The 18,657-nt window shown below is 69.3% G+C and carries 18 protein-coding genes; 5 read left to right on the forward strand and 13 right to left on the reverse strand.

All coding sequences use genetic code 11. The features are described 5' to 3' along the window. Window positions 1-5: 5 nt before the first annotated feature. From folE to dacB, 6 genes are all read right to left on the reverse strand, one after another. Window positions 6-584, reverse strand: coding sequence for a GTP cyclohydrolase I FolE (gene folE, locus H4W80_RS34110; RefSeq protein ID WP_192788835.1), 579 nt, complete (start codon window positions 582-584; stop codon window positions 6-8). Beyond that, window positions 581-2,575, reverse strand: coding sequence for an ATP-dependent zinc metalloprotease FtsH (gene ftsH / locus H4W80_RS34115; protein WP_192788836.1), 1,995 nt, complete (start codon window positions 2,573-2,575; stop codon window positions 581-583). The genes folE and ftsH overlap by 4 nt, the downstream gene beginning before the upstream one ends. A 238-nt stretch (window positions 2,576-2,813) precedes the next feature. Then, window positions 2,814-3,365, reverse strand: coding sequence for a hypoxanthine phosphoribosyltransferase (hpt, locus tag H4W80_RS34120; protein ID WP_313043709.1), 552 nt, complete (start codon window positions 3,363-3,365; stop codon window positions 2,814-2,816). A gap of 10 nt (window positions 3,366-3,375) precedes the next feature. Continuing rightward, window positions 3,376-4,380 carry a tRNA lysidine(34) synthetase TilS gene (gene tilS, locus H4W80_RS34125; RefSeq protein ID WP_192788837.1) on the reverse strand — a complete coding sequence of 335 codons (1,005 nt, stop codon included), beginning with the start codon at window positions 4,378-4,380 and terminating at the stop codon, window positions 3,376-3,378. A gap of 451 nt (window positions 4,381-4,831) precedes the next feature. Continuing rightward, on the reverse strand, window positions 4,832-5,908 hold the full coding sequence (locus H4W80_RS34130; RefSeq protein WP_192788838.1) for a zinc-dependent metalloprotease: 1,077 nt from the start codon (window positions 5,906-5,908) through the stop codon (window positions 4,832-4,834). A gap of 265 nt (window positions 5,909-6,173) precedes the next feature. Then, window positions 6,174-7,346: a D-alanyl-D-alanine carboxypeptidase/D-alanyl-D-alanine endopeptidase gene (gene dacB / locus H4W80_RS34135; RefSeq protein WP_225963815.1), complete on the reverse strand. Its 1,173-nt coding sequence runs from the start codon at window positions 7,344-7,346 to the stop codon at window positions 6,174-6,176. Window positions 7,347-7,732: 386 nt separating this feature from the next. Here dacB and H4W80_RS34140 point away from each other — a divergent pair, with 386 nt between their 5' ends. Then, window positions 7,733-8,224: an inorganic diphosphatase gene (locus H4W80_RS34140; RefSeq protein WP_185069348.1), complete on the forward strand. Its 492-nt coding sequence runs from the start codon at window positions 7,733-7,735 to the stop codon at window positions 8,222-8,224. Window positions 8,225-8,229: 5 nt separating this feature from the next. Here H4W80_RS34140 and H4W80_RS34145 read toward each other — a convergent pair whose 3' ends face one another. From H4W80_RS34145 to H4W80_RS34175, 7 genes are all read right to left on the reverse strand, one after another. Next, window positions 8,230-9,333, reverse strand: a complete 1,104-nt coding sequence (locus H4W80_RS34145) for a C40 family peptidase (RefSeq protein ID WP_192788840.1) — start codon at window positions 9,331-9,333, stop codon at window positions 8,230-8,232. 121 nt (window positions 9,334-9,454) lie between these two features. Beyond that, window positions 9,455-10,867 carry an RNA polymerase sigma factor gene (locus H4W80_RS62970; protein ID WP_192794448.1) on the reverse strand — a complete coding sequence of 471 codons (1,413 nt, stop codon included), beginning with the start codon at window positions 10,865-10,867 and terminating at the stop codon, window positions 9,455-9,457. Between the two features lie 83 nt (window positions 10,868-10,950). Then, window positions 10,951-11,760, reverse strand: a complete 810-nt coding sequence (locus H4W80_RS34155) for a hypothetical protein (protein ID WP_192788841.1) — start codon at window positions 11,758-11,760, stop codon at window positions 10,951-10,953. A gap of 64 nt (window positions 11,761-11,824) precedes the next feature. Further along, on the reverse strand, window positions 11,825-13,435 hold the full coding sequence (locus H4W80_RS34160) for an ABC-F family ATP-binding cassette domain-containing protein (RefSeq protein ID WP_192788842.1): 1,611 nt from the start codon (window positions 13,433-13,435) through the stop codon (window positions 11,825-11,827). Window positions 13,436-13,485: 50 nt separating this feature from the next. Beyond that, window positions 13,486-13,638, reverse strand: a complete 153-nt coding sequence (locus tag H4W80_RS34165) for a hypothetical protein (RefSeq protein ID WP_192788843.1) — start codon at window positions 13,636-13,638, stop codon at window positions 13,486-13,488. Continuing rightward, window positions 13,631-13,840 (reverse strand): hypothetical protein, encoded by a 210-nt coding sequence (locus H4W80_RS34170; RefSeq protein WP_192788844.1) that lies wholly within the window; start codon window positions 13,838-13,840, stop codon window positions 13,631-13,633. Before H4W80_RS34170 ends, H4W80_RS34165 begins: the two co-directional genes overlap by 8 nt. Before the next feature lie 67 nt (window positions 13,841-13,907). Then, window positions 13,908-14,867, reverse strand: a complete 960-nt coding sequence (locus H4W80_RS34175) for a phage baseplate protein (protein WP_192788845.1) — start codon at window positions 14,865-14,867, stop codon at window positions 13,908-13,910. 175 nt (window positions 14,868-15,042) lie between these two features. Between H4W80_RS34175 and H4W80_RS34180 the strand changes: the two genes are divergently transcribed. From H4W80_RS34180 to H4W80_RS34195, 4 genes are all read left to right on the forward strand, one after another. Further along, window positions 15,043-16,212, forward strand: a complete 1,170-nt coding sequence (locus tag H4W80_RS34180; protein WP_192788846.1) for a DUF4185 domain-containing protein — start codon at window positions 15,043-15,045, stop codon at window positions 16,210-16,212. Continuing rightward, window positions 16,209-17,219 carry a DUF4432 family protein gene (locus H4W80_RS34185; RefSeq protein ID WP_192788847.1) on the forward strand — a complete coding sequence of 337 codons (1,011 nt, stop codon included), beginning with the start codon at window positions 16,209-16,211 and terminating at the stop codon, window positions 17,217-17,219. The genes H4W80_RS34180 and H4W80_RS34185 overlap by 4 nt, the downstream gene beginning before the upstream one ends. Further along, window positions 17,216-17,986, forward strand: coding sequence for an SDR family NAD(P)-dependent oxidoreductase (locus H4W80_RS34190; RefSeq protein WP_192788848.1), 771 nt, complete (start codon window positions 17,216-17,218; stop codon window positions 17,984-17,986). Before H4W80_RS34185 ends, H4W80_RS34190 begins: the two co-directional genes overlap by 4 nt. A 219-nt stretch (window positions 17,987-18,205) precedes the next feature. Beyond that, entirely contained in the window at window positions 18,206-18,625 is a 420-nt protein-coding gene (locus tag H4W80_RS34195; RefSeq protein WP_192788849.1) for a peptidase inhibitor family I36 protein, read from the forward strand. The last annotated feature ends 32 nt before the right edge of the window (window positions 18,626-18,657 follow it).

Here is an 18,657-nt window from a genome sequence, read left to right on the forward strand (position 1 = left end):
GGTCATCAACGACCCAGGATCAGCGCCATCGCCTCAGATCGGGTCTTGTCGCTCGTGCGGAAATCGCCGCGAACCGCCGAGGTGACGGTCTTGGCGCCCGGTTTGCGTACGCCGCGCATCGTCATGCACAGATGCTCGGCCTCGACCACCACGATGACTCCGCGCGGCTCCAGAACCCGCATGAGAGCGTCGGCGATCTGGGACGTCATGCGCTCCTGGACCTGGGGGCGGCGGGCGAACACGTCGACCAGGCGAGCCAGCTTCGACAGGCCCGTCACCTGGCCGCGGTCGTTGGGGATGTAGCCCACGTGGGCCACACCGTGGAACGGGACCAGGTGGTGCTCGCAGGTCGAGTAGACCTCGATGTCCCGGACGAGCACCATCTCGTCGTGATCGACGTCGAAGACCTTGGTCAGGACGTCTTCGGGCTTCTGGCCGAGCCCCGAGTACTGCTCGGCCATGGCTCGGGCGACCCGGGCCGGGGTGTCGAGGAGGCCGTCGCGGTCGGGATCCTCGCCGATGGCGTAGAGGATCTCGCGTACGGCCTTCTCGATCCGGCCCAGGTCAACGTCGTACTGAGTCACACACTGTCCCCGGACGGGAGGGCGTCCTGGTGGCCCGCGGTGAGCGAGCCGTTGGCCGACTGCTCCTTGGGGGTCAGGATCGGCGGTCGGTCGGAGGGGAGCCGCTTGCCGTAGCCCGCGTAGGACGGGCGGTGCGCCTTGACCACCACCGGGGCGAAGATCTGCAGCACCTGCTCGCGGGAGAGCGTCTCCTTCTCCATGAGCTCGAGCACCAGGTTGTCGAGCACGTCGCGGTATTCGACCAGGATGTCCCACGCCTGGTCGTGCGCTGTCTCGATCATCCGGCGGACCTCTTCGTCGATCGTGGAGGCGATCTTCTCGGAGTAGTCGCGCTCGTGGCCCATCTCGCGGCCCAGGAACACCTCGGCCTGGCCGGTGCCGAACTTGCGGGCGCCGAGCTGCTCGCTCATGCCGTATTCGGTCACCATGCGGCGGGCGACCGCCGTGGCCTTCTCGATGTCGTTGGAGGCGCCGGTGGTGGGCTCGTGGAAGACGAGCTCCTCCGCCGCGCGGCCGCCGAGCAGCATCGCGAGCTGGTCCATCATCTCCGACCTGGTGGCCAGGAACTTGTCCTCCATCGGCAGCGTCATCGTGTAACCGAGGGCGCGGCCGCGGGACAGGATCGTGATCTTGTGGACCGGGTCGGAATTGGGCAGCGCGTGCGCCACCAGCGCGTGACCGCCCTCGTGATAGGCGATCATCTTCTTTTCCTTGTCGGACATGACCCGCGTCTTGCGCTCGGGCCCTGCCATGACGCGGTCGATCGACTCCTCGAGGACGTCCATCGTGATCAGCTTCTGGTCGGCCCGCGCGGTGAGCAGGGCGGCCTCGTTGATCACGTTGGCCAGGTCGGCGCCGGTGAACCCGGGGGTGCGGCGCGCGATGACGTCGAGGTCGACGTTGGGGGCGAACGGCTTGCCGCGGCCGTGGACCCTGAGGATGCCCTTGCGGCCCTCGAGGTCGGGGCGGTCGACGGTGACCTGGCGGTCGAAACGGCCCGGGCGCAGCAGCGCCGGGTCGAGGATGTCGGGCCGGTTGGTCGCGGCGATGAGGATCACGCCGCCCTTGACGTCGAAGCCGTCCATCTCGACGAGCAGCTGGTTGAGGGTCTGCTCGCGCTCGTCGTGACCGCCGCCCAGGCCGGCGCCGCGGTGGCGGCCGACGGCGTCGATCTCGTCGATGAAGATGATCGCCGGAGCGTTGGCCTTCGCCTGCTCGAACAGGTCGCGCACCCGCGAGGCGCCGACACCGACGAACATCTCGACGAAGTCGGAACCGGAGATCGAGTAGAACGGCACGCCCGCCTCACCGGCCACGGCGCGGGCCAGCAGGGTCTTGCCGGTGCCGGGCGGGCCGTACAGCAGCACGCCCTTGGGGATCTTGGCGCCGATCGCCTGGAACTTGGCCGGGGCCTGCAGGAACTCCTTGATCTCCTGGAGCTCCTCGATGGCCTCGTCAGCGCCGGCGACGTCGGCGAAAGTCGTCTTGGGGGTGTCTTTGGTGATGAGCTTGGCCTTGGACTTGCCGAAGTTCATCACTCGCGAGCCGCCACCCTGCATCTGGTTCATGATGAACAGGAAGATCAGCACGATGAAGACGATCGGCAGGAAGCTCACCAGGATGCTGACGAGGAAGTTCTCCTGCGGCACCTCTGTGGTGAAGCTCTTCGTCTTGCCGGCCTGGTACTGAGCCTGGAGCTCGTCGGTCAGCTTGCTGCCGTAGCCGGTGACCCAGTTGGACTGGATCAGCTTCGTCGGGGCGTCGCCGGCCTTGACCGTGATCGGGTTGGTCAGCGTCACCTCGATCCGGTTGTCCTTGTCGACAATCTTGGCGTTGCTGACGTTTCCGGCGCGAATCTGCTGGAGAACCAGTGACGTGTCGGCCTGCTTGTAATTACCGCCGCCACTCCAAAGCTGAGTGACGAGTAGGAGCAGCACGACGATGCCCAGGATCCACAGCAGTGGCCCACGTGTAAATCGCTTGAGATCCATCCGATGCGGAACCCCTTGCGGGCCCGTCCCTTCCTGACCATGGCCTGGAACCCCGGGCTGGCCCGGGGCCGCGGCATCCGGCACCGCGACTTCTGACTACCCGAGGGGGACGCGCGGTCACCCTCCAGGAGTCTGAAGGTACACCGGCAGAGCGCACGGGGGGACCCGCCCGCTACACCGGTCTTGCCCTATCAACGTACGTCACCTTGCGCGGTGTTCCCGGCCGTGGTCCAGATTGCTACTTGTAAACGTGTGGGGCCAGTGTGCCGATGAACGGCAGATTGCGGTATCGCTCGGCGTAGTCGAGGCCGTAACCGATGACGAACTCGTTGGGAATGTCGAACCCCACGTATTTCACATCGATCGGCACCTTCACCGCGTCGGGTTTCCGCAGCGCGGTGCAGATCTCAAGTGAGGCCGGATTACGCGACTTCAGGTTTTCCAACAGCCAGTGCAGGGTCAGGCCGGAGTCGATGATGTCCTCGACTATCAGCACGTCGCGGCCCATGATGTCGGTGTCGAGGTCTTTCAGCACGCGTACGACGCCGGATGACTTCGTCCCCGCGCCGTACGACGACACCGCCATCCAATCCATTTGCACGGGCACGTGCAGGGACCTGGCCAGGTCGGCCATCACCATGACGGCGCCCTTCAACACGCCCACGAGCAGCAAGTCTTTACCCGCGTAGTCCTCGTCGATCCGCCCGGCAAGCTCTTTGATCTTGGCCTGGAGCTCGTCCTCGGGAATGAGGACATTTTCCAGGTCATTGCCCATGTCGGCAGCGTCCACCTGTGGTTCCTTATGCGATGGGACTGATGGCGAGTATCAGGGTGCCATACCGCCGGACAGCGGACAGACCCCCGGGCAGGTCCACGGCCTTCTGTCCGTGCCAGCTCGTGACCAGCCGGTCCACGGCCAGCACGTGCGTGGCCGAGAGGCCCCCTGACGGGGCTCCGGCCGCAATGGCCGCCCGCCGCAGCACCCGCCGCCTGACGGCGCCGGGGAGCTTCTCCAGCTCTGGCACGGCCAGTGTCACCGATCCCGGAATATCGCTTAGAGCGCAATTTTGGTACGCCATTTCGGCCCACCCGTCGAGGGCGTCGGCGTCCTCCCGCGCCATCCCCGCGGTCCTCGCGAGCGCCTCGGCCACTCCCGGGCCCAACTCCGCCTCGAGGACGGGCAGGACCCTTCTTCGCACGCGGACCCTCGTGTAGCGGGGATCCTCGTTGTGGGGGTCGTCCCAGGGGTCGAGCCCCATGGCCTCGCAGGCCCTGACGGTGGTGGCCCTGGGGAGGTTGAGGAACGGCCTGCGGTAGCGCCCGCTGCGTGCCGCCATCCCGGACAGCGATCTGAGGCCGCTCCCCCTGGCCAGGCCCAGCAGCACCGTCTCCGCCTGGTCGTCGCGGGTGTGCCCGAGCAGGACCGCCTCCGCCTGGAGCCGCTCCGCCGCCTGGGCCAGCGCGGCGTACCTCGCCTCCCGCGCCGCCGCCTCGGGGCCGCCCTCGGTGCCGACCGTGACGGTGAGCACTTCGGCCGGGCTCAGGTCCAGCCGCCGGGCCCCGATGTCCGCCACCGTCCGGGCCCGTTCGGCGGAGCCGGGCTGGAGCTGGTGGTCCACGGTGAGCAGTCCCGCCCTGAGGCCCGCCCGGGGCGCCACGAACGCCAGCGCCGCCGCCAGCGCCAGGGAGTCGGCTCCGCCGCTGCAGGCGGCCAGCACGAGCGCGCCTTTCCCGACGTCGGCCAGCACCTCACGCACTGCCCGGCGCACGTCGGCTACGGCTGGATGTGGACCCACGGGTGCCATTCTCACCCCCCGCCACCCACCCCAACGCCACCCACCCCAACGCCACCCGCACCGGCCCACACCAGGCCGCCCGCTGTCCGCACCCGGCCGCCCGCCGTCGGAGGGCGCCGGACTCCACCGCACCACGACCCGCCGACGCGGCGCTCCAAGAGAACCGGGCGCCGGCCTCACGCACTTGCGCCGACGGTTGCCCGCGCTGCCGTTGCCTGCGCCGCGTGCCCTCCGCCGCCGGCCGTCCGCCGCGTGGCCTGCGCCGCGTGCCCTCCGCCGCCGGCCGTCCGCCGCGTGGCCTGCGCCGCCGCGTGGCCTGCGCCTGCCAGCAGGCCGCCCGCCGGTAACCGGCTGCGCTGGTCATGCGGGCGCCCACCGAGGGCACCCGCATACCGGCTGTTCATGGGCGGTGAGCCCGTCGCAGCGCGCGGTCGGCCTGCTGGCAGGCGGGCCGGGCGGGTCAGGCTGGGAGGGCTGGGGTGCCGATGACGCGGCTGATCCAGGCGTCCGGGTCGGAGATCTCCGGCGTCGTCGGAAGCGTCTCGGGAGAGGTCCAGATCTTGTTGAAGCCATCCATCCCCACCCGGTCCACCACCTTCCGCACGAACGCCGACCCCTCCGCGTACTGCTTCATCTTGAGGTCGATCCCCAGCAGCCGCCGCACCGTACGGTCGAGGCGGGAGCCGCCCTCCCGGCGCTGGGCGAACTTGGCGCGGATATCGCCCACCGAGGGCACCACGGACGGGCCCACCGCGTCCATGACGTAGTCGCCGTGCCCCTCCACCAGGGTCATCACGGCCGTCAGGCGGTCGAGGATCTCCTTCTGGCCCGGCGACTGGATGGCGTCGATGAGGTTGCCCTCCCCGCCGCGCACCACGTCGGCCACCGTGTCGGCGGCGTTGCGGAGGCGTTCGAGCAGCGTGGGCAGGTCGAGGTCGGAGGCGAGCAGGAACTCGGTCATCTGCGACCGGACGTATTCGCGCAGCCACGGCACCCCCGTGAACTGCACCCGGTGCGTCTCCTCGTGCAGGCACACCCACAGGCGGAAGTCGTGCGGGTCGACGCCCATCTCGCGCTCGGCGTGGACGATGTTGGGGGCGACGAGCGTCAGCCGGCCCGTGGGCTCCTGGCCCGTGGGGTCCGGCGGGAGGAACAGCTCGTACTGCCCGAGGACCCGCGAGGCGAGGAAGGCCAGGACGGCCCCGACCTCGACGCCCGTGATGCGGGAGCCCACGGCGGTGACGATGGCGGGCGGCTGGTTGTCGGCGCTGCCCATGCGCTCCGTCAACGGCTCGAGCACCACACGGAAGCCCTCGACGTTCGCCTTGATCCAGCCGGGCCGGTCGACGATGGTCGCGGCCTGCGGCGCGGCCTCCGCGTGGATCTTGGTGAACTCGCGTACGTGGCCCTCGGCCTCACGCGACAGGGTACGGAGCTCGGCGACGGCCTGCCTGGCCTCCTCCCGGCTCACTTGAGGACCGGGGCGCACCAGGCGCGTGCCGGTCGTGACGGCCAGATCCCAGTCGATCACCTGCATACCGTCCACCGTACGTGCTCGATGCCCAACCCGCGAAGGAGCGCCGGTGTCTGGACTGAGGAGGGAGGGAGCGAAGCGACCGAGTGACGAGGGAAGACACCGGACCCCAGCGACTGAGCCGCGATCCGAAGGATCGCCATGAGCACGCGAAGGAGCGCCGGTGTCTGGACTGAGGAGGGAGGGAGCGAAGCGACCGAGTGACGAGGGAAGACACCGGACCCCAGCGACTGAGCCGCGATCCGAAGGATCGCCATAAACCCGGCGATCAAGAGCGGGCCACGGTGGCGGCGAGGCGGTCGAGTACGGGTTCGGCCGTGGCCGGGACGCGGTCCGCCATGAACGCGAAGGTCACCAGCCGCCCGTCCTTCGTGGTCGCCATGCCCGCCAGCGTGTTGACGTTGTTCAGCGTGCCGGTCTTGGCGCGTACGAGCCCGACCTGCCCCCTGCTGTCACTCCCCGTGAACCGCCGCCCGTTCCCCAGCGTGCCGGAGAAGCCCGCGATCGGCATGCCGGAGGCGACGGCGTGCAGGTTGGGCTGGCTCGTGGAGCCGGCCATGGCGATCAGCTTGGCCAGGGCGCTCGGGCTGATGCGGTTGCGGATGGACAGGCCGCTGCCGTCGGAGAGCGAGATCCCCGACGCGGCCCCGAGCCGCTGGAGCACCGCCACCACCGCCTTGGTGCCCCCTTCGAACGACGCCTCCTGGCCTTCCTTGATGGCCACGTGCCTGGCCAGGGCCTCGGCCATGTCGTTGTCACTTCGGGTGAGCGTGTGCTCGACGAGGGAGTAGAGCGGGGCGGAGTCCACCCGGCCCAGCTCGGGGGCGCCCTCCGGGGCCTTGTCGGGCTTCACGGACCTGGAGACCGTGATCCCCTGCTTGGCCAGCAACTTGGCGAACGCCGCGGCGGCGTACTGGGGCGGGTTGGAGACCCGGGGCCGGTGGAAACGGGGATTCTGGCGGCCTTCGTCGATGGTCAAGGCGTAGACGGGCGCGACCTCGCCGTCCGGGACGTAGTTCGGCTTCCAGCCGGGCGCGATCGGCGAACCGACGAACAACGAGGTGTCGTACGAAAGGGTGATTTTTCGAAGGTTTTGCGACTTGAGGGTGGCGGCCGTGCGGGCCGCCAGGGTGGCGAGGGACGCCTGCTTCGGGTACGTCGGTTTGGCCGACGGGCCGGCCAGCATCGGGTCGCCGCCCCCGACCAGGATCGCCGTGCCCGGCTTCGCGCCCTGGACGACCCTGGTGGACAGCCGCGTGTCCGGGCCGAGGGAGGCGAGGGCCGCGGAGCACGTGACGATCTTCGTGGTCGAGGCCGGGACGATGGGGGTGTCGGCGTTGGCGGCGAAGATCCGCTCGCCGGTGGCCGCGTCGAGCACCACGGCGCCCACGTGGGAGCCGAGCGCTTCGTCACCCAGGGCACTGGTGAGCTGGCGCGTCAAAGTACCCTTAGTCGGGAGAGGTCCGCCCCCTGACTTCACCGAAAGCTGGGCCAGCACAGGCCCTGAGGTGACCACGGGGACGGAGGGAGACCCTTCCGGCGGGGACGCCGTCGGCTTGGTCGGTGGAGACTGCCTCGTCAACGCGCCCAGGCTGAAGTCGGTGGTCATCGCGTAAACGCCGATGACGATCGTCAGGGCCTGCAGCACGGCGAGAGTGGTCAACATCACCCACCGGTCGTGCCGCGCCACGTCGTCTGCCTCTCTCCTGTGTTCGCCTACGAGACATTAACGCCCAACCGGGGGTTCCCGGGGGCTTGAGTGCGGGAGACGAAGCCGAACCAGGCACTGCCCGGTGAAGCGGAATCGGCCCATGAGAAAGGACCGCGGTGGAGTTCGACGTCGTCGTTGAGATTCCGAAGGGGAATCGGAACAAGTACGAAGTGGACCACGAGACCGGGAAGATCAGGCTCGACAGGCTCCTGTTCACCTCCACGCAGTATCCCGCCGACTACGGCTTCATCGAGAACACCCTCGGCGAGGACGGCGACCCGCTGGACGCGCTGGTGCTGCTGCAGGAGCCGACCTTCCCCGGGTGTTACATCACCTGCCGGGCGGTCGGCATGTTCAGGATGACGGACGAGAAGGGCGGCGACGACAAGGTCCTCTGCGTCCCCTCGACCGACCCGCGGATGCACCACATCCAGGACATCCACCACGTGTCGGAGTTCGACCGCCTGGAGATCCAGCACTTCTTCGAGGTCTACAAGGACCTGGAGCCGGGCAAGTCCGTCGAGGGCGCCAACTGGGTCGGCCGCATCGAGGCCGAGGCCGAGATCGAGCGCTCCTTCCGCCGGGCCAAGGAGGAGGGTCACCACTGACCCCCTCAGCGGGGCCTGGTGGCGCCCACCAGGTCCCCGCGCCAGATCGAGGCGACCCGTACGACGTCGCCGGTCTGCGGCGCGTGCACCATCTGACCGTTGCCGACGTAGATCCCGACGTGGTGGATGGTGCCCGGATCGCTGCTGACGTAGCCGAAGAACAGCAGGTCGCCCCGTCTGAGCTGGTCCATCGGCACGTGCGGGCCCGACGTCCACTGGGTGCCCGTCCAGTGGTCCAGCTGTATGCCCACCTTCTCCCAGGCCCGCATCACGAGCCCTGAGCAGTCGTACGTATCCGGGCCGGCGGCCGCCCACACGTACGGCTTGCCCAGCTGGGTCAGCGCCCAGTCGGCCGCCACGTCGCCCATGGCCGAGCCCCCCGTGGCCATGCTCTGCAGTGACGCGGCCCGCTGCCTGGCCAGCAGCTCGGCGCGGGTGCGCGCCGCGTCCACCCGGCGCTGGAGGACCACCGTACGAGCCTGCAGCTCCGCCGTCTCCTGCCGCTGCCGGGCCACCGCCTGCTCGGCCACTGTCTTGGCCAGCGCCACCCGCTCCGTGAGGACCCGGTGCGCGGCGTAGGCGTTCGCGGCCTGCGTGCGCAGGATGGCGGCCACCTCCTGCGCGTCGCGCAGGCTGTCGAGTATCGCCGCCTGCTCGCTCCGCATCTGCGCCAGCAGGCTCGCTCTGTGCAGGACCTCCGCCCTGTCGCCCTGATCGACCAGCATGCTGACGACCGGGGTCGTCAGCCCCAGCCCGCCGTAACTCTCCACCGCGAGCAGCGCGACGGCCCGCCTGGCCCGCTCGACCTCCGCGTCCGCCGACGCCAGCCGCGCCCTGGCCTGCGCGTAGGTCTGGTCGGCCTGCTGGAGCCTGACCAGCTCGCCGTTGTACGCCTCCACCAGCCGCTCCACCGCGGCCGCCATCCCGTCCAACCGCGACTGCGCCGTGGCCAGGTGGGCACTGGCCGCCCCCAGCTCTCTCGAACGGTCCCGCGCGGCCTGGCGGGCCTTGCGCACCTCTCGTGAGGAGGGGACAGGGTCGGCCGCGACGGGCGGGCAGAGAGCGACGACCAGGCAGCACACGAGGAGCCCGGCCCGGAATGCGCGCATTGGTCCCCCCGGAAACACATGGTTACTCTATGCACACAGTTCCCGGCAATTCACTCACGTAACGTGATCGCCGCATGCGGATTCAGGCGGGCCAGGATGAGGAGGGCGACAGGGTCGTGGGTCAGCCGGCGGTGGTGGTGGGTGAGGGGGCGTCGGTGGGGGTGATGGTTGCCGGTGGGGTGGGGGTCTGGGTCTGGGTCGGGGTTTGGGCTGGGGTGGGGGTCGGAGTGGGGCACGGGGTGCGGGTGCTGGGGACTGAGGGTGGCGGGTTGTCGGGGGGCGGGCCGCCTGCCGGTGGCCGGTGCGTCGGCGGGGCCGGTGAAGGTGGGGGGATGTACGTCGGGGGTTCCCAGTCGGGGGTCTGAGGAGGGCCGGAGGGGTCGCGGGAGGAGGGCGTGTGACCCACCGGCGAGGAGCGTACGGGGTCGCGGACCGGTGCGACGGACTGCACCAGCATCGGGACGCCGGTGACGCTGATCGGACGGGTGGTCCTGCTGTCCAGGACGGGATCGCCCGTCACCACCACGTCCGGGGGGTCGGAGCGCCAGGGCAGGCGGATGGCGGGCGGTTCGCCCGTGGCCGGGAACGCGGCCGTCGCCACCCCCGACACCCCGCTCCCCTCGGTATCGGCGTGCTGCAGGATCAGCGCTATCGCCACCACGGCCGCGACCGCCGCCAGCGCGCCTGCCAGCGCCTTAGGCCACCTTCGAGCGTTCTTGTCCGCGGGAACGGGAAATCCGGCGGCGCCCAGGTTGCCCGTACGTCTGGCGACGTAACGGCGGTACGGCAGGAGTTCGGGGTCGACGAAGCAGCTCATCACCCGCAGGCGGAGCGCGTCCGGCAGCGTCTGCTGGGGCAGCAGGTCGAAGACCTTGGCGGGCGACACCTCGCGGGTGCGGTGGGGCGCGCAGGTCTCGCAGCGCCGCAGGTGCCGGATCAGGCTCTCGCGCATCTCCTGGGTCAGCTCGCCGGAGAACCCGGTCAGGATCGCGGCCCGCTGCGGGCAGTCGTACGGTCCCTTCAAGGCGAGGATCTCGGCGGTGATCGCGTCGCGCAGCCGCTCGCGCGCCCCCTCCAGGACCTGCTCGACCTGCCGCGTCCCCAGCACCTGGGCCAGCTCGGGCGCGGGCAGCGAGTGCCGGTGCGTGAGCTCCAGGGCCTCGCGGTCGGCGACGGGCAGGCTCTGGACGGCGTTCCAGGCCATGACCCGCAGGTCGGCGTCGGCCGCGTCGTGCGGCGGCGGCGCCTTGGCCAGGGCCTCGGCGGGCCCCGGCGGCGCGGCGGCCCGGCGGCGCAGGCACTCGGCGCGGGCCAGCGCGTACAGCCAGGTGCGCAGCCTGTCGGGGTCGGCCAGCGCGCCCGCGTGCGCCTCCGCCGCGATGAGGGTGTCGCGGAGCGCCACCTGGGCGCTGTCCGCGTTCAGCAGGAGGGACCAGCAGTAGCGGTAGACGCTCTCCGCGTACGTGTCATAGAGCGCGGCGAGCGCGCCCGGGTCACGGGCGCGGAGGGCTTCGACCAGGACGCGGTCATTCATATGACCGAAGGTAATTGATTGGTAACTAGTAGTTCTACCGCTTTCGGGTGTCGGTATGAGAACGCCTTTGGATTTTACCTAATTCATTGTTTATGTTCCGACACGACCTGTGTGTTCCGGTCTATCGGGAACGGCTCGGTCACCGGCTTGACGGTGTGGACCGGCGCGGCGCCGGCGAGCGCCAGCTCCTCGTAGGGGCGGCCGGTCGAGCCCCAGGTCCGGGCCGTGATGTCGGTCCTGGCGACCTTTGTCCCTTGGGGCAGCCCTGACACGGTGAGGATGAATCGCGGCGGGCTTCCGGTTTTGACATCGTCCACGAATGTGCTCCCGCCGCCGAGAAGTTTGCCCTCTTTGTCGCGCAGCAGCGCGTTCACGACGAGGCTGCTGGCCGATATTTGATAGGGGTTACCGACATATCCAGTAATAAGGTATGAGCCGTCTTTCTGGGGCAATGTCTGGACTCGGCTCACGGGGAACCGCTGGAACGCGGAAGGGATCCGCGCCGCCGCCCGCCAGCGCGCGGGACGGTACTGGATCGTCACCTTCGCCGGCTTCTCGGAAGCGGTGGCCTGGCCGGTGAAGGCCAGCGAGCCGCCCGGCGGCACGGCGTCGAGCGGCTGGTCCATCCTGACCACCTCGGTGCCCTTGGCGTCGTGTCCGACGATCGTGGCCACCACGTGCTCGCCGAAGTGCCACGGGTTGGCGTTGCTGAGCACGCCCGCCCAGGTGACGGCGTACCCGTCGGCGGATTTGACGATATTGGAGACCTGCTCCTTGAGCGCAAGGGGCTTGAGCTCTTGCACGGGTCGTTTCTCGCTCGCGCACCCGGAGAGGCAGATCGCCCCGAGTGCGCAGAGTGCGAGCAGGCTGACGGTTCGGCTGCGCGGGATCACTTTGCCGTGATAACCCGTGCATGGGTACGGCTGGCAGAGGACACGCGCCAGGCGTACCAACTCTTTAACGGGGACGTACGACCCTGGCCTCGTCCCAAACCGGCTCGGACGACTCGTAGACCGTGCCGTCGGAGCCGAAGACCAGGTAGCGGTCGAAGTCGGCGGCGAACCAGCGGTCGTGGGTGACCGCCAGAACCGTGCCGTCGAACGCGTCGAGACCCACCTGCAGCGCCTCCGCGCTGGCCAGGTCGAGGTTGTCGGTCGGCTCGTCGAGCAGCAGCAACGTGGCCCCGGACAGTTCGAGCAGCAGGATCTGCAGCCGGGCCTGCTGCCCGCCGGAGAGCGTGTCGAACCGCTGCTCGGCGATCAGCCCCGCCAGCTCGTAGCGGGCCAGCGTCTTCATGGCCTCGTTCTTGAGCTTGGCGTGCTCGGTCATGACGATCTCGACCGGGGTGCGGCCGAGCAGGTCGGGCCTGGCGTGGGTCTGGGCGAAGTGGCCGGGGACCACGCGGGCGCCGAGCTTGGCGACCCCCTCGTGGTTGATCGGCTCGCCGGCCAGCAGGCGCAGGAAGTGGGACTTGCCCGAGCCGTTGGAGCCGAGCACCGCGACGCGCTCGCCGTACCAGACCTCCAGGTCGAACGGGCGCATGAGACCGGTGAGCTCGAGCGCCTCGCAGGTGATCGCGCGCTTGCCGGTGCGGCCGCCCCTGAGGCGCATCTTGATGTTCTGGTCGTTGGGGGGCGTCTCGGGCGGGCCCGCCTCCACGAACTTGCGCAGCCGGGTCTGGGCGGCGTGATAGGGGGCGGCCATGCCGTCGTTGTATCTCGCTTTGTTCTTGAGCATGTTGACCAGGGCCTTGAGCTTGGCGTGCTCTTCGTCCCAGCGCCTGCGCAGCTCGTCGAGGCGTTCGTTGCGGGCCTTGCGGGCCTCGGCGTACGTGCCGAACCCGCCGCCGTGGATCCAGATGTTGCCGGACTCGACGGTCACGATGCGGTCGGCCGCGTTCGCCAGGAGCTGGCGGTCGTGGCTGACCAGCAGCACGGTCTTGGGCGTCTCCCTGAGCTGCTGCTCCAGCCACTCCTTGCCGGGGACGTCGAGGTAGTTGTCGGGCTCGTCGAGGAGCAGCGTCTGGTCGGGGCCGCGCAGCAGCGCCTCCAGGACGAGCCGCTTCTGCTCGCCGCCGGACAGCGTGGACGCTTCCCGATATTTCACCCTTTCGTACGGGACGCCGAGCGCGGCCACCGTACACGTGTCCCACAACACCTCGATGTCGTAGCCGCCCGCGTCGGTGTAGTCGCTGATGGCCTGCGCGTAACGCATCTGCGTCTTCTCGTCGTCGCGCTCCATCATGACCAGCTCGGCCTCGTCGAGCCGCTCGGCCGCCGCGCGCACCGCCGGCGGGGCGACGCCGAGCAGCAGGTCGCGCACGCTGCTCCCGTCGCGCACGCTGCCGATGAACTGCCGCATCACACCCAGCCCACCGGAGCTCGCCACGCTGCCGTCGACCGCCTGGAGGTCACCGGCGATCAGCCGCATGAGCGTGGTCTTGCCCGCGCCGTTGGGCCCGACGAGCGCCGCCTTGACGCCTTCGCCGATCCGGAAGGACACGTCGTTGAGCAGGGGCCGCCCGTCGGGCAGCACGTACGTGAGATGTCCTACTTCGACGTGGCCCATCCCGGCAGGCTACCGGCCCCTTCGGACGCGGTCACCACATTTTCCGCCGATCAGCTGGACGCCACACCGCGTAGAAGGGCCGTCTCCAACGCGACCCGCCCGCGGAGAAACGCGTCCTGAATCTCCCGGGCATGCTCGTAGCCAGGCTGATCAACGAACCAGCGCAGGAACACACTGGTGTCGACGAGGTAGGCGTCAGCCACGAGACCCTTCCCGAAGCTGGTCCAGTTCTTCGTCGACACCTGTCACGCCGCGCATCCTGTCCCGGATCCTCTCCAAGGCCGCGGCCGCCTGAATCCGGCGGCTCGCCAGGAGATTTTCACGGACGAGCGCGATCACCGGTTGCACCCGATCATCGGGGAGCTGATCGACCAGCGAGTGAAGTTCTTCACGCATCGCGCTCATACCCGCAGTGTATGTCCGCCTACTGTCGCGCCATTCGTTTTCCGCCGCCGCGAAGACGGCCTGTTTCTCAGATGAGGGCGGACTTGTAGAAGATGCTGGCCTTGCGGGCGCCCGCGGTGCCGGAGGCGAGGCCGAGGCACAGCCGGGGCCGTCCCGAGACGATCTGGATGGCCATGCCCTCCGGCTCGCGGTAGTCCAGGGACTTGCCCGCCTGGCTGAGCGAGCGCTGGACCTTGGCGCCCGTGCGCAGGTCGACGCAGGTGATGTAGGTGTTGCCCGGCGGGGGGTTGGCGGTGCCGTACGCCGTGCCGTCGAGCAGGTAGAGGTAGTCGCCGTAAGCCGTGTACCCCTGGAAGACGCCCAGGCCGGACGGCTGCGCGACGTCGTACAGCTTCGTGGCCGTGCCCGCCTTGACCGCCGCCAGCGAGTACGCCACGAACCGCGCCTGGCCGTCGACCCGGCAGCGCATGATCAGCCGGTTGGTGGACGGGTCGATGGCGCACGTGGTGCTGGTCGCGCCCGAGATCAAGGTGTACTTGGTGAGCGCCGAGGACGACGTCGTGAGCGTCTGGCCGTTGACGAACTTGAACCTCGCCAGCCGCCGCCCCCACGCGTTCCCCGAGCCGTCGGCGACCGCGTCGGTCTCCGTCCACAGGTAGGCGGAGCCGCCCGACGGCTCCACGCCGATCTGCACGCCGTGGCCGAAGCCCTTGAGGTACATGTGGCCGAGCACCGATCCGGACAGGCTCAGCTTGGTCACGCAGAGATCTCCGGCCGCCGCCGAGCCCGAGCCGTTCTTCAGCTGGGCCAGGTAGATGTGCCCGTTGGTGTTGTCGAAGGCGAACGACTGCAGCACGGTCTCGTCGTACAGCGCCTTCTTCCAGATCAGCTGGGTGGCGGGCGCCGCCAGGTCGAACCGGCCCGCTGCGGAGGCGGAGGCGGCCGCCGCCGCCGTCTCCGTGCCCGCCAGGGCCGCCGCCGCGGCTCCGGCGCCGACCTTAAGCAGTTCTCGGCGAGTGACCGGCATATGACCTCCATAACGGATATATACGGATATTTCAGGAAGCCATCACCCTAGTGCAGCCCGCTGGAGATCACCTCCGAACTCCAACGGTCCAATTCGGCCGAGTGTGAGAGGGCCCTAGACAGTAAGTGATCTAATGACTAGAACTGTAGGGAACTTCCCTCCCCAAGGACGAGTGATGACGCGATTCCGCTCCGCCTTAGCACCCCTCGCCATCGCGTTGGCCGGCCTGACGGCCGTACCGCAGCAAGCCTGGGCCGCCCCGGCCAAACCCGTTCCCTCGGTGGCCCAGCAACAGCAGTCACCGGCCGCCCAGAAGGCCGCGTGTGGCCCGACCGTCAAGGCAACCACCACCGACGCCCGCCTGACCAGCCTTTTCACCAACTACGGCAACGACAACAGCCGCTTGGACGACTGGACGGGCGCCGACGGCACCTACTCGGTCAAGCTGCCGAACGGCAAGGAGCTGTGGATCTTCTCCGACACGTTCCTCGGCCGGGTCAACGCCGACGGCTCGCGCCCGCCCGTGGTCGGGGAGGGCGGGGACACGGTCTTCCTGAACAACTCCTTCGCCGTCGAGCGCAACGGCAGGCTGTCCACGATCCACGACGGCACCGCCGCCGCGCCGACCGCCGTCATGCCTCCGCGCGACCAGAACCACTGGTACTGGGCCGGCGACGCGACGGTGGCCGGCGGGCTCGTGGAGGTCACCTACCAGGAGTACGAGCGGTACGGCACCGGCGCGTGGGACTGGCGCTGGCACCGGAACGTGGTGGCCAGGTTCGCCCCGGGCCGGCTGAACGAGCCCGTCAGCGTCACCGACCTGCCGTCCGGGCACGGCGTGTCCTGGGCCTCGGCGATCCTCAAGGACGGCGGATACACCTACGTGTACGGCGTCGAGGACCTCGGCTCGCCCAAGTACATGCACGTCGCCAGGGTCAGCGGGCAGAGCCTGCTGGGCACGTGGGAGTTCCTGAAGGCGGACGGCACCTGGTCCCCGGACGAGGCCGACTCGGCGCGGATCATGAGCGGCATCGCGAACGAGTACAGCGTCACCAAGGTCGGATCCGGATATGTCCTGATCACGCATGACACGACGGAGGTGCTGAGCCCCAACATCGTGGCCTACACCTCGTGCTCCCCGTTCGGCCCGTTCACCGGCAAGCAGCACGTCTACACGACCCCCGAGACCAAGGGGAACATCTTCACCTACAACGCCCACGCGCACCCCGACGTCGCGGGCAACGGTCTAGTGGTCTCCTACAACGTCAACAGCTTCGTGAACACCGACCACTACCGCGACGTGACCATCTACCGGCCGAGATTCCTGGATGTGACCTTCCAGTGAGGCGCAACTGGGCGGCCCGCCTGCGGCCCGTCGTGATCGACGGGCTGCGGGCGGTCGTGCTGGAGAACGAGCGGCTGCGCGTGACCGTCGTGCCGGACAAGGGCGGCGACGTAGTGGAGTTCCTGCACAAGCCCACCGACACGGACTTCGTCTGGCTCTCCCCGCAGGGCCTGCGCAACCCGCACGACCACCTCCAGGGCGCGGCCGACGACGTCGCCCAGTTCATCGACCACTACGAGGGCGGCTGGCAGGAGGTCTTCCCGAACGGCGGCGCGCCCAGCGAGTACCGGGGCGCGCGGCTGGCGCAGCACGGGGAGGTCTCCGGGCTGCCCTGGCACTGCGAGGTCGTGGCCGACTCCGAGGAGGAGGTCGCGGTACGGCTCAGCGTGCGGACGCGGCGGCTGCCGTACCGGATGGAGAAGGTCTTCAGGCTCAGGTCGGGCACGGCGGCGCTGGAGATCGAGGGCCGGGCCACCAACGAGGCCGGCCTCCCGCTGCACGCCATGTGGGGGCAGCACATCGTGTACGGCCTGCCGTTCCTGCGTCCCGGCGCCCGAATCAGGCTGCCGGAAGGCGTCAAGGTGATCCCCCACCAAAGCGCGATAAATCCGGCGGGCCGGCGGGTCCAGGCGGGCGGCCCGTGGGAGTGGCCCGTCGTCCCGGCCGACGGCGGCGGCGAGACCGACCTGAGCGTGGTGCAGGAGCCCGGGTCGCCGAGCGACATCGTCTACCTGACGGGCTTCGACGAGGGTTGGTACGAAATTTCAGGGGATATCGGTATGCGGGTGGAGTGGGATGCGACGCTCCTGCCGTACCTGTGGATGTGGCAGGAGTTCGGCGCGTCCACCGGTTATCCCTGGTGGGGACGGGCGTACACGCTGGGGCTCGAGCCGTTCTCCAGCATGCCGACCGACGGCCTGGCCGCCGCCGTGGACAACGGCACGGCCCTCGTCCTGGGCCCGCACGAGACGAAGGTGTTGAGGTTGCGCGCGGAGGTTCTGGCATGAGCGAGTTCAGCGGGAAAGTGGCGCTGGTCACGGGCGGTTCGATGGGCATCGGGCGGGCCGTGGTGGACCGGCTGGCCGACGGCGGGGCGTCCGTGGTGTTCTGCGGCGTCGACAAGGACGCGGCGCTCGACGCCAAGAGCGTCACCGGTGTGGTCGCCGACGTGCGGCGGGCCGACGAGATGCGCGACCTGGTGGACCTGGCCGTGACCAGGTACGGCGGGCTCGACATCGTCGTCACCTGCGCGGGCGTGCAGCGCTACGGCACGGTCGAGGACACCCCGGAGGAGGTCTGGGACGAGGTGCTCGACATCAACCTCAAGGGCGTCTACCTCACCTGCAAGGCGGCCGTCCCCGAGCTGAGGGCCCGCGGCGGCGGCTCGATCGTGATCATGTCGTCGGTGCAGGCGTTCTCCTCGCAAGCGCAGGTGGCCGCCTACACCGCGAGCAAGGCGGCGCTCAACGGCCTGACCAGGGCGATGGCGCTCGACCACGCCGCCGACGGCATCAGGGTGAACGTGGTCTGCCCGGGCTCGGTGGACACCCCGATGCTGCGCTGGGCGGCCGACCTGTGGCGGGGCGACCTGTCGCAGGAGGAACAGGTCGCGCAGTGGGGCCGCTCCCACCCGCTGGGCCGCGTGGGCCGGCCCGAGGAGGTGGCCGAGTTGGTGGCGTTCCTGGCGGGGCCGCGCTCGTCGTTCATCACCGGGGCCGAGCACCGGGTGGACGGCGGCCTGCTGGCGCAGAATCCGGCCGCCCTTCCCGAATAGCCCACAGGTTCCCCTGGAGGCGCACCAAAGCTGGCAAGTGTTGCGTCAACGCGACGAACTTGCAGGTCGTACCACTGATAGCAGTGGTCCTCGGCGTGCCGGGCACGCGACCCGATCCGGGCGCGCAGCCCTTGATCGTGCGGCGGGTCGTAGCGACTCGTGTTCGATCATGCACGTTAGGTTACGAGGTCGAAACGACTCACGATCGAGGAGAGACCTGTGAGGCTATCGAGAAAGGCCGCCGGCATCGCCGCCGCGGTCGCGCTGTTCACCGCGGTCGTGCCCGCCACCGCAGCGGTGGCCAGCCCCCGCTCGACCTGCTACGGCGGTCGTGTCTGCCTGTACGCCGACTTCGACTACAACCGCGGTCAGGCCGACCACTGGCGCGACTTCATGCAGGACGACTCGGACTTCTCCGACAACAACTGGCTGAACTGGGACTTCAGCAACTCCTGGGAGACCATGGACAACGACACCAGCTCCATCAGGAACCGCATCGGTTGCAGCGCCACGCTCTGGCAGCACCCGGGCTACACGGGAGCCCACAGCACGTTCACGAACAACTCGAACGACGGCTTCCTGGCGAACAACGCCATCGACGACGACCGCGCCAGCGCGCTCGACATCTGGTGCCGCTGAGCAATAACGGGAGTGCCGGTTTCCGGGCTTGG

Origin of the sequence: Nonomuraea angiospora (assembly GCF_014873145.1) — a bacterium.
Taxonomy (GTDB): domain Bacteria; phylum Actinomycetota; class Actinomycetes; order Streptosporangiales; family Streptosporangiaceae; genus Nonomuraea; species Nonomuraea angiospora.

Excerpts from the sequence above, each read along its gene's own strand:
- ftsH (WP_192788836.1), bottom strand. The coding sequence starts at position 2,575 with ATGGATCTCAAGCGATTTACACGTGGGCCACTGCTGTGGATCCTGGGC.
- tilS (WP_192788837.1), bottom strand. The coding sequence starts at position 4,380 with ATGGCACCCGTGGGTCCACATCCAGCCGTAGCCGACGTGCGCCGGGCA.
- H4W80_RS34130 (WP_192788838.1), bottom strand. The coding sequence starts at position 5,908 with ATGCAGGTGATCGACTGGGATCTGGCCGTCACGACCGGCACGCGCCTG.
- H4W80_RS34145 (WP_192788840.1), bottom strand. The coding sequence starts at position 9,333 with ATGCGCGCATTCCGGGCCGGGCTCCTCGTGTGCTGCCTGGTCGTCGCT.
- H4W80_RS62970 (WP_192794448.1), bottom strand. The coding sequence starts at position 10,867 with ATGAATGACCGCGTCCTGGTCGAAGCCCTCCGCGCCCGTGACCCGGGC.
- H4W80_RS34160 (WP_192788842.1), bottom strand. The coding sequence starts at position 13,435 with ATGGGCCACGTCGAAGTAGGACATCTCACGTACGTGCTGCCCGACGGG.
- H4W80_RS34170 (WP_192788844.1), bottom strand. The coding sequence starts at position 13,840 with ATGAGCGCGATGCGTGAAGAACTTCACTCGCTGGTCGATCAGCTCCCC.
- H4W80_RS34175 (WP_192788845.1), bottom strand. The coding sequence starts at position 14,867 with ATGCCGGTCACTCGCCGAGAACTGCTTAAGGTCGGCGCCGGAGCCGCG.
- H4W80_RS34180 (WP_192788846.1), top strand. The coding sequence starts at position 15,043 with ATGACGCGATTCCGCTCCGCCTTAGCACCCCTCGCCATCGCGTTGGCC.
- H4W80_RS34190 (WP_192788848.1), top strand. The coding sequence starts at position 17,216 with ATGAGCGAGTTCAGCGGGAAAGTGGCGCTGGTCACGGGCGGTTCGATG.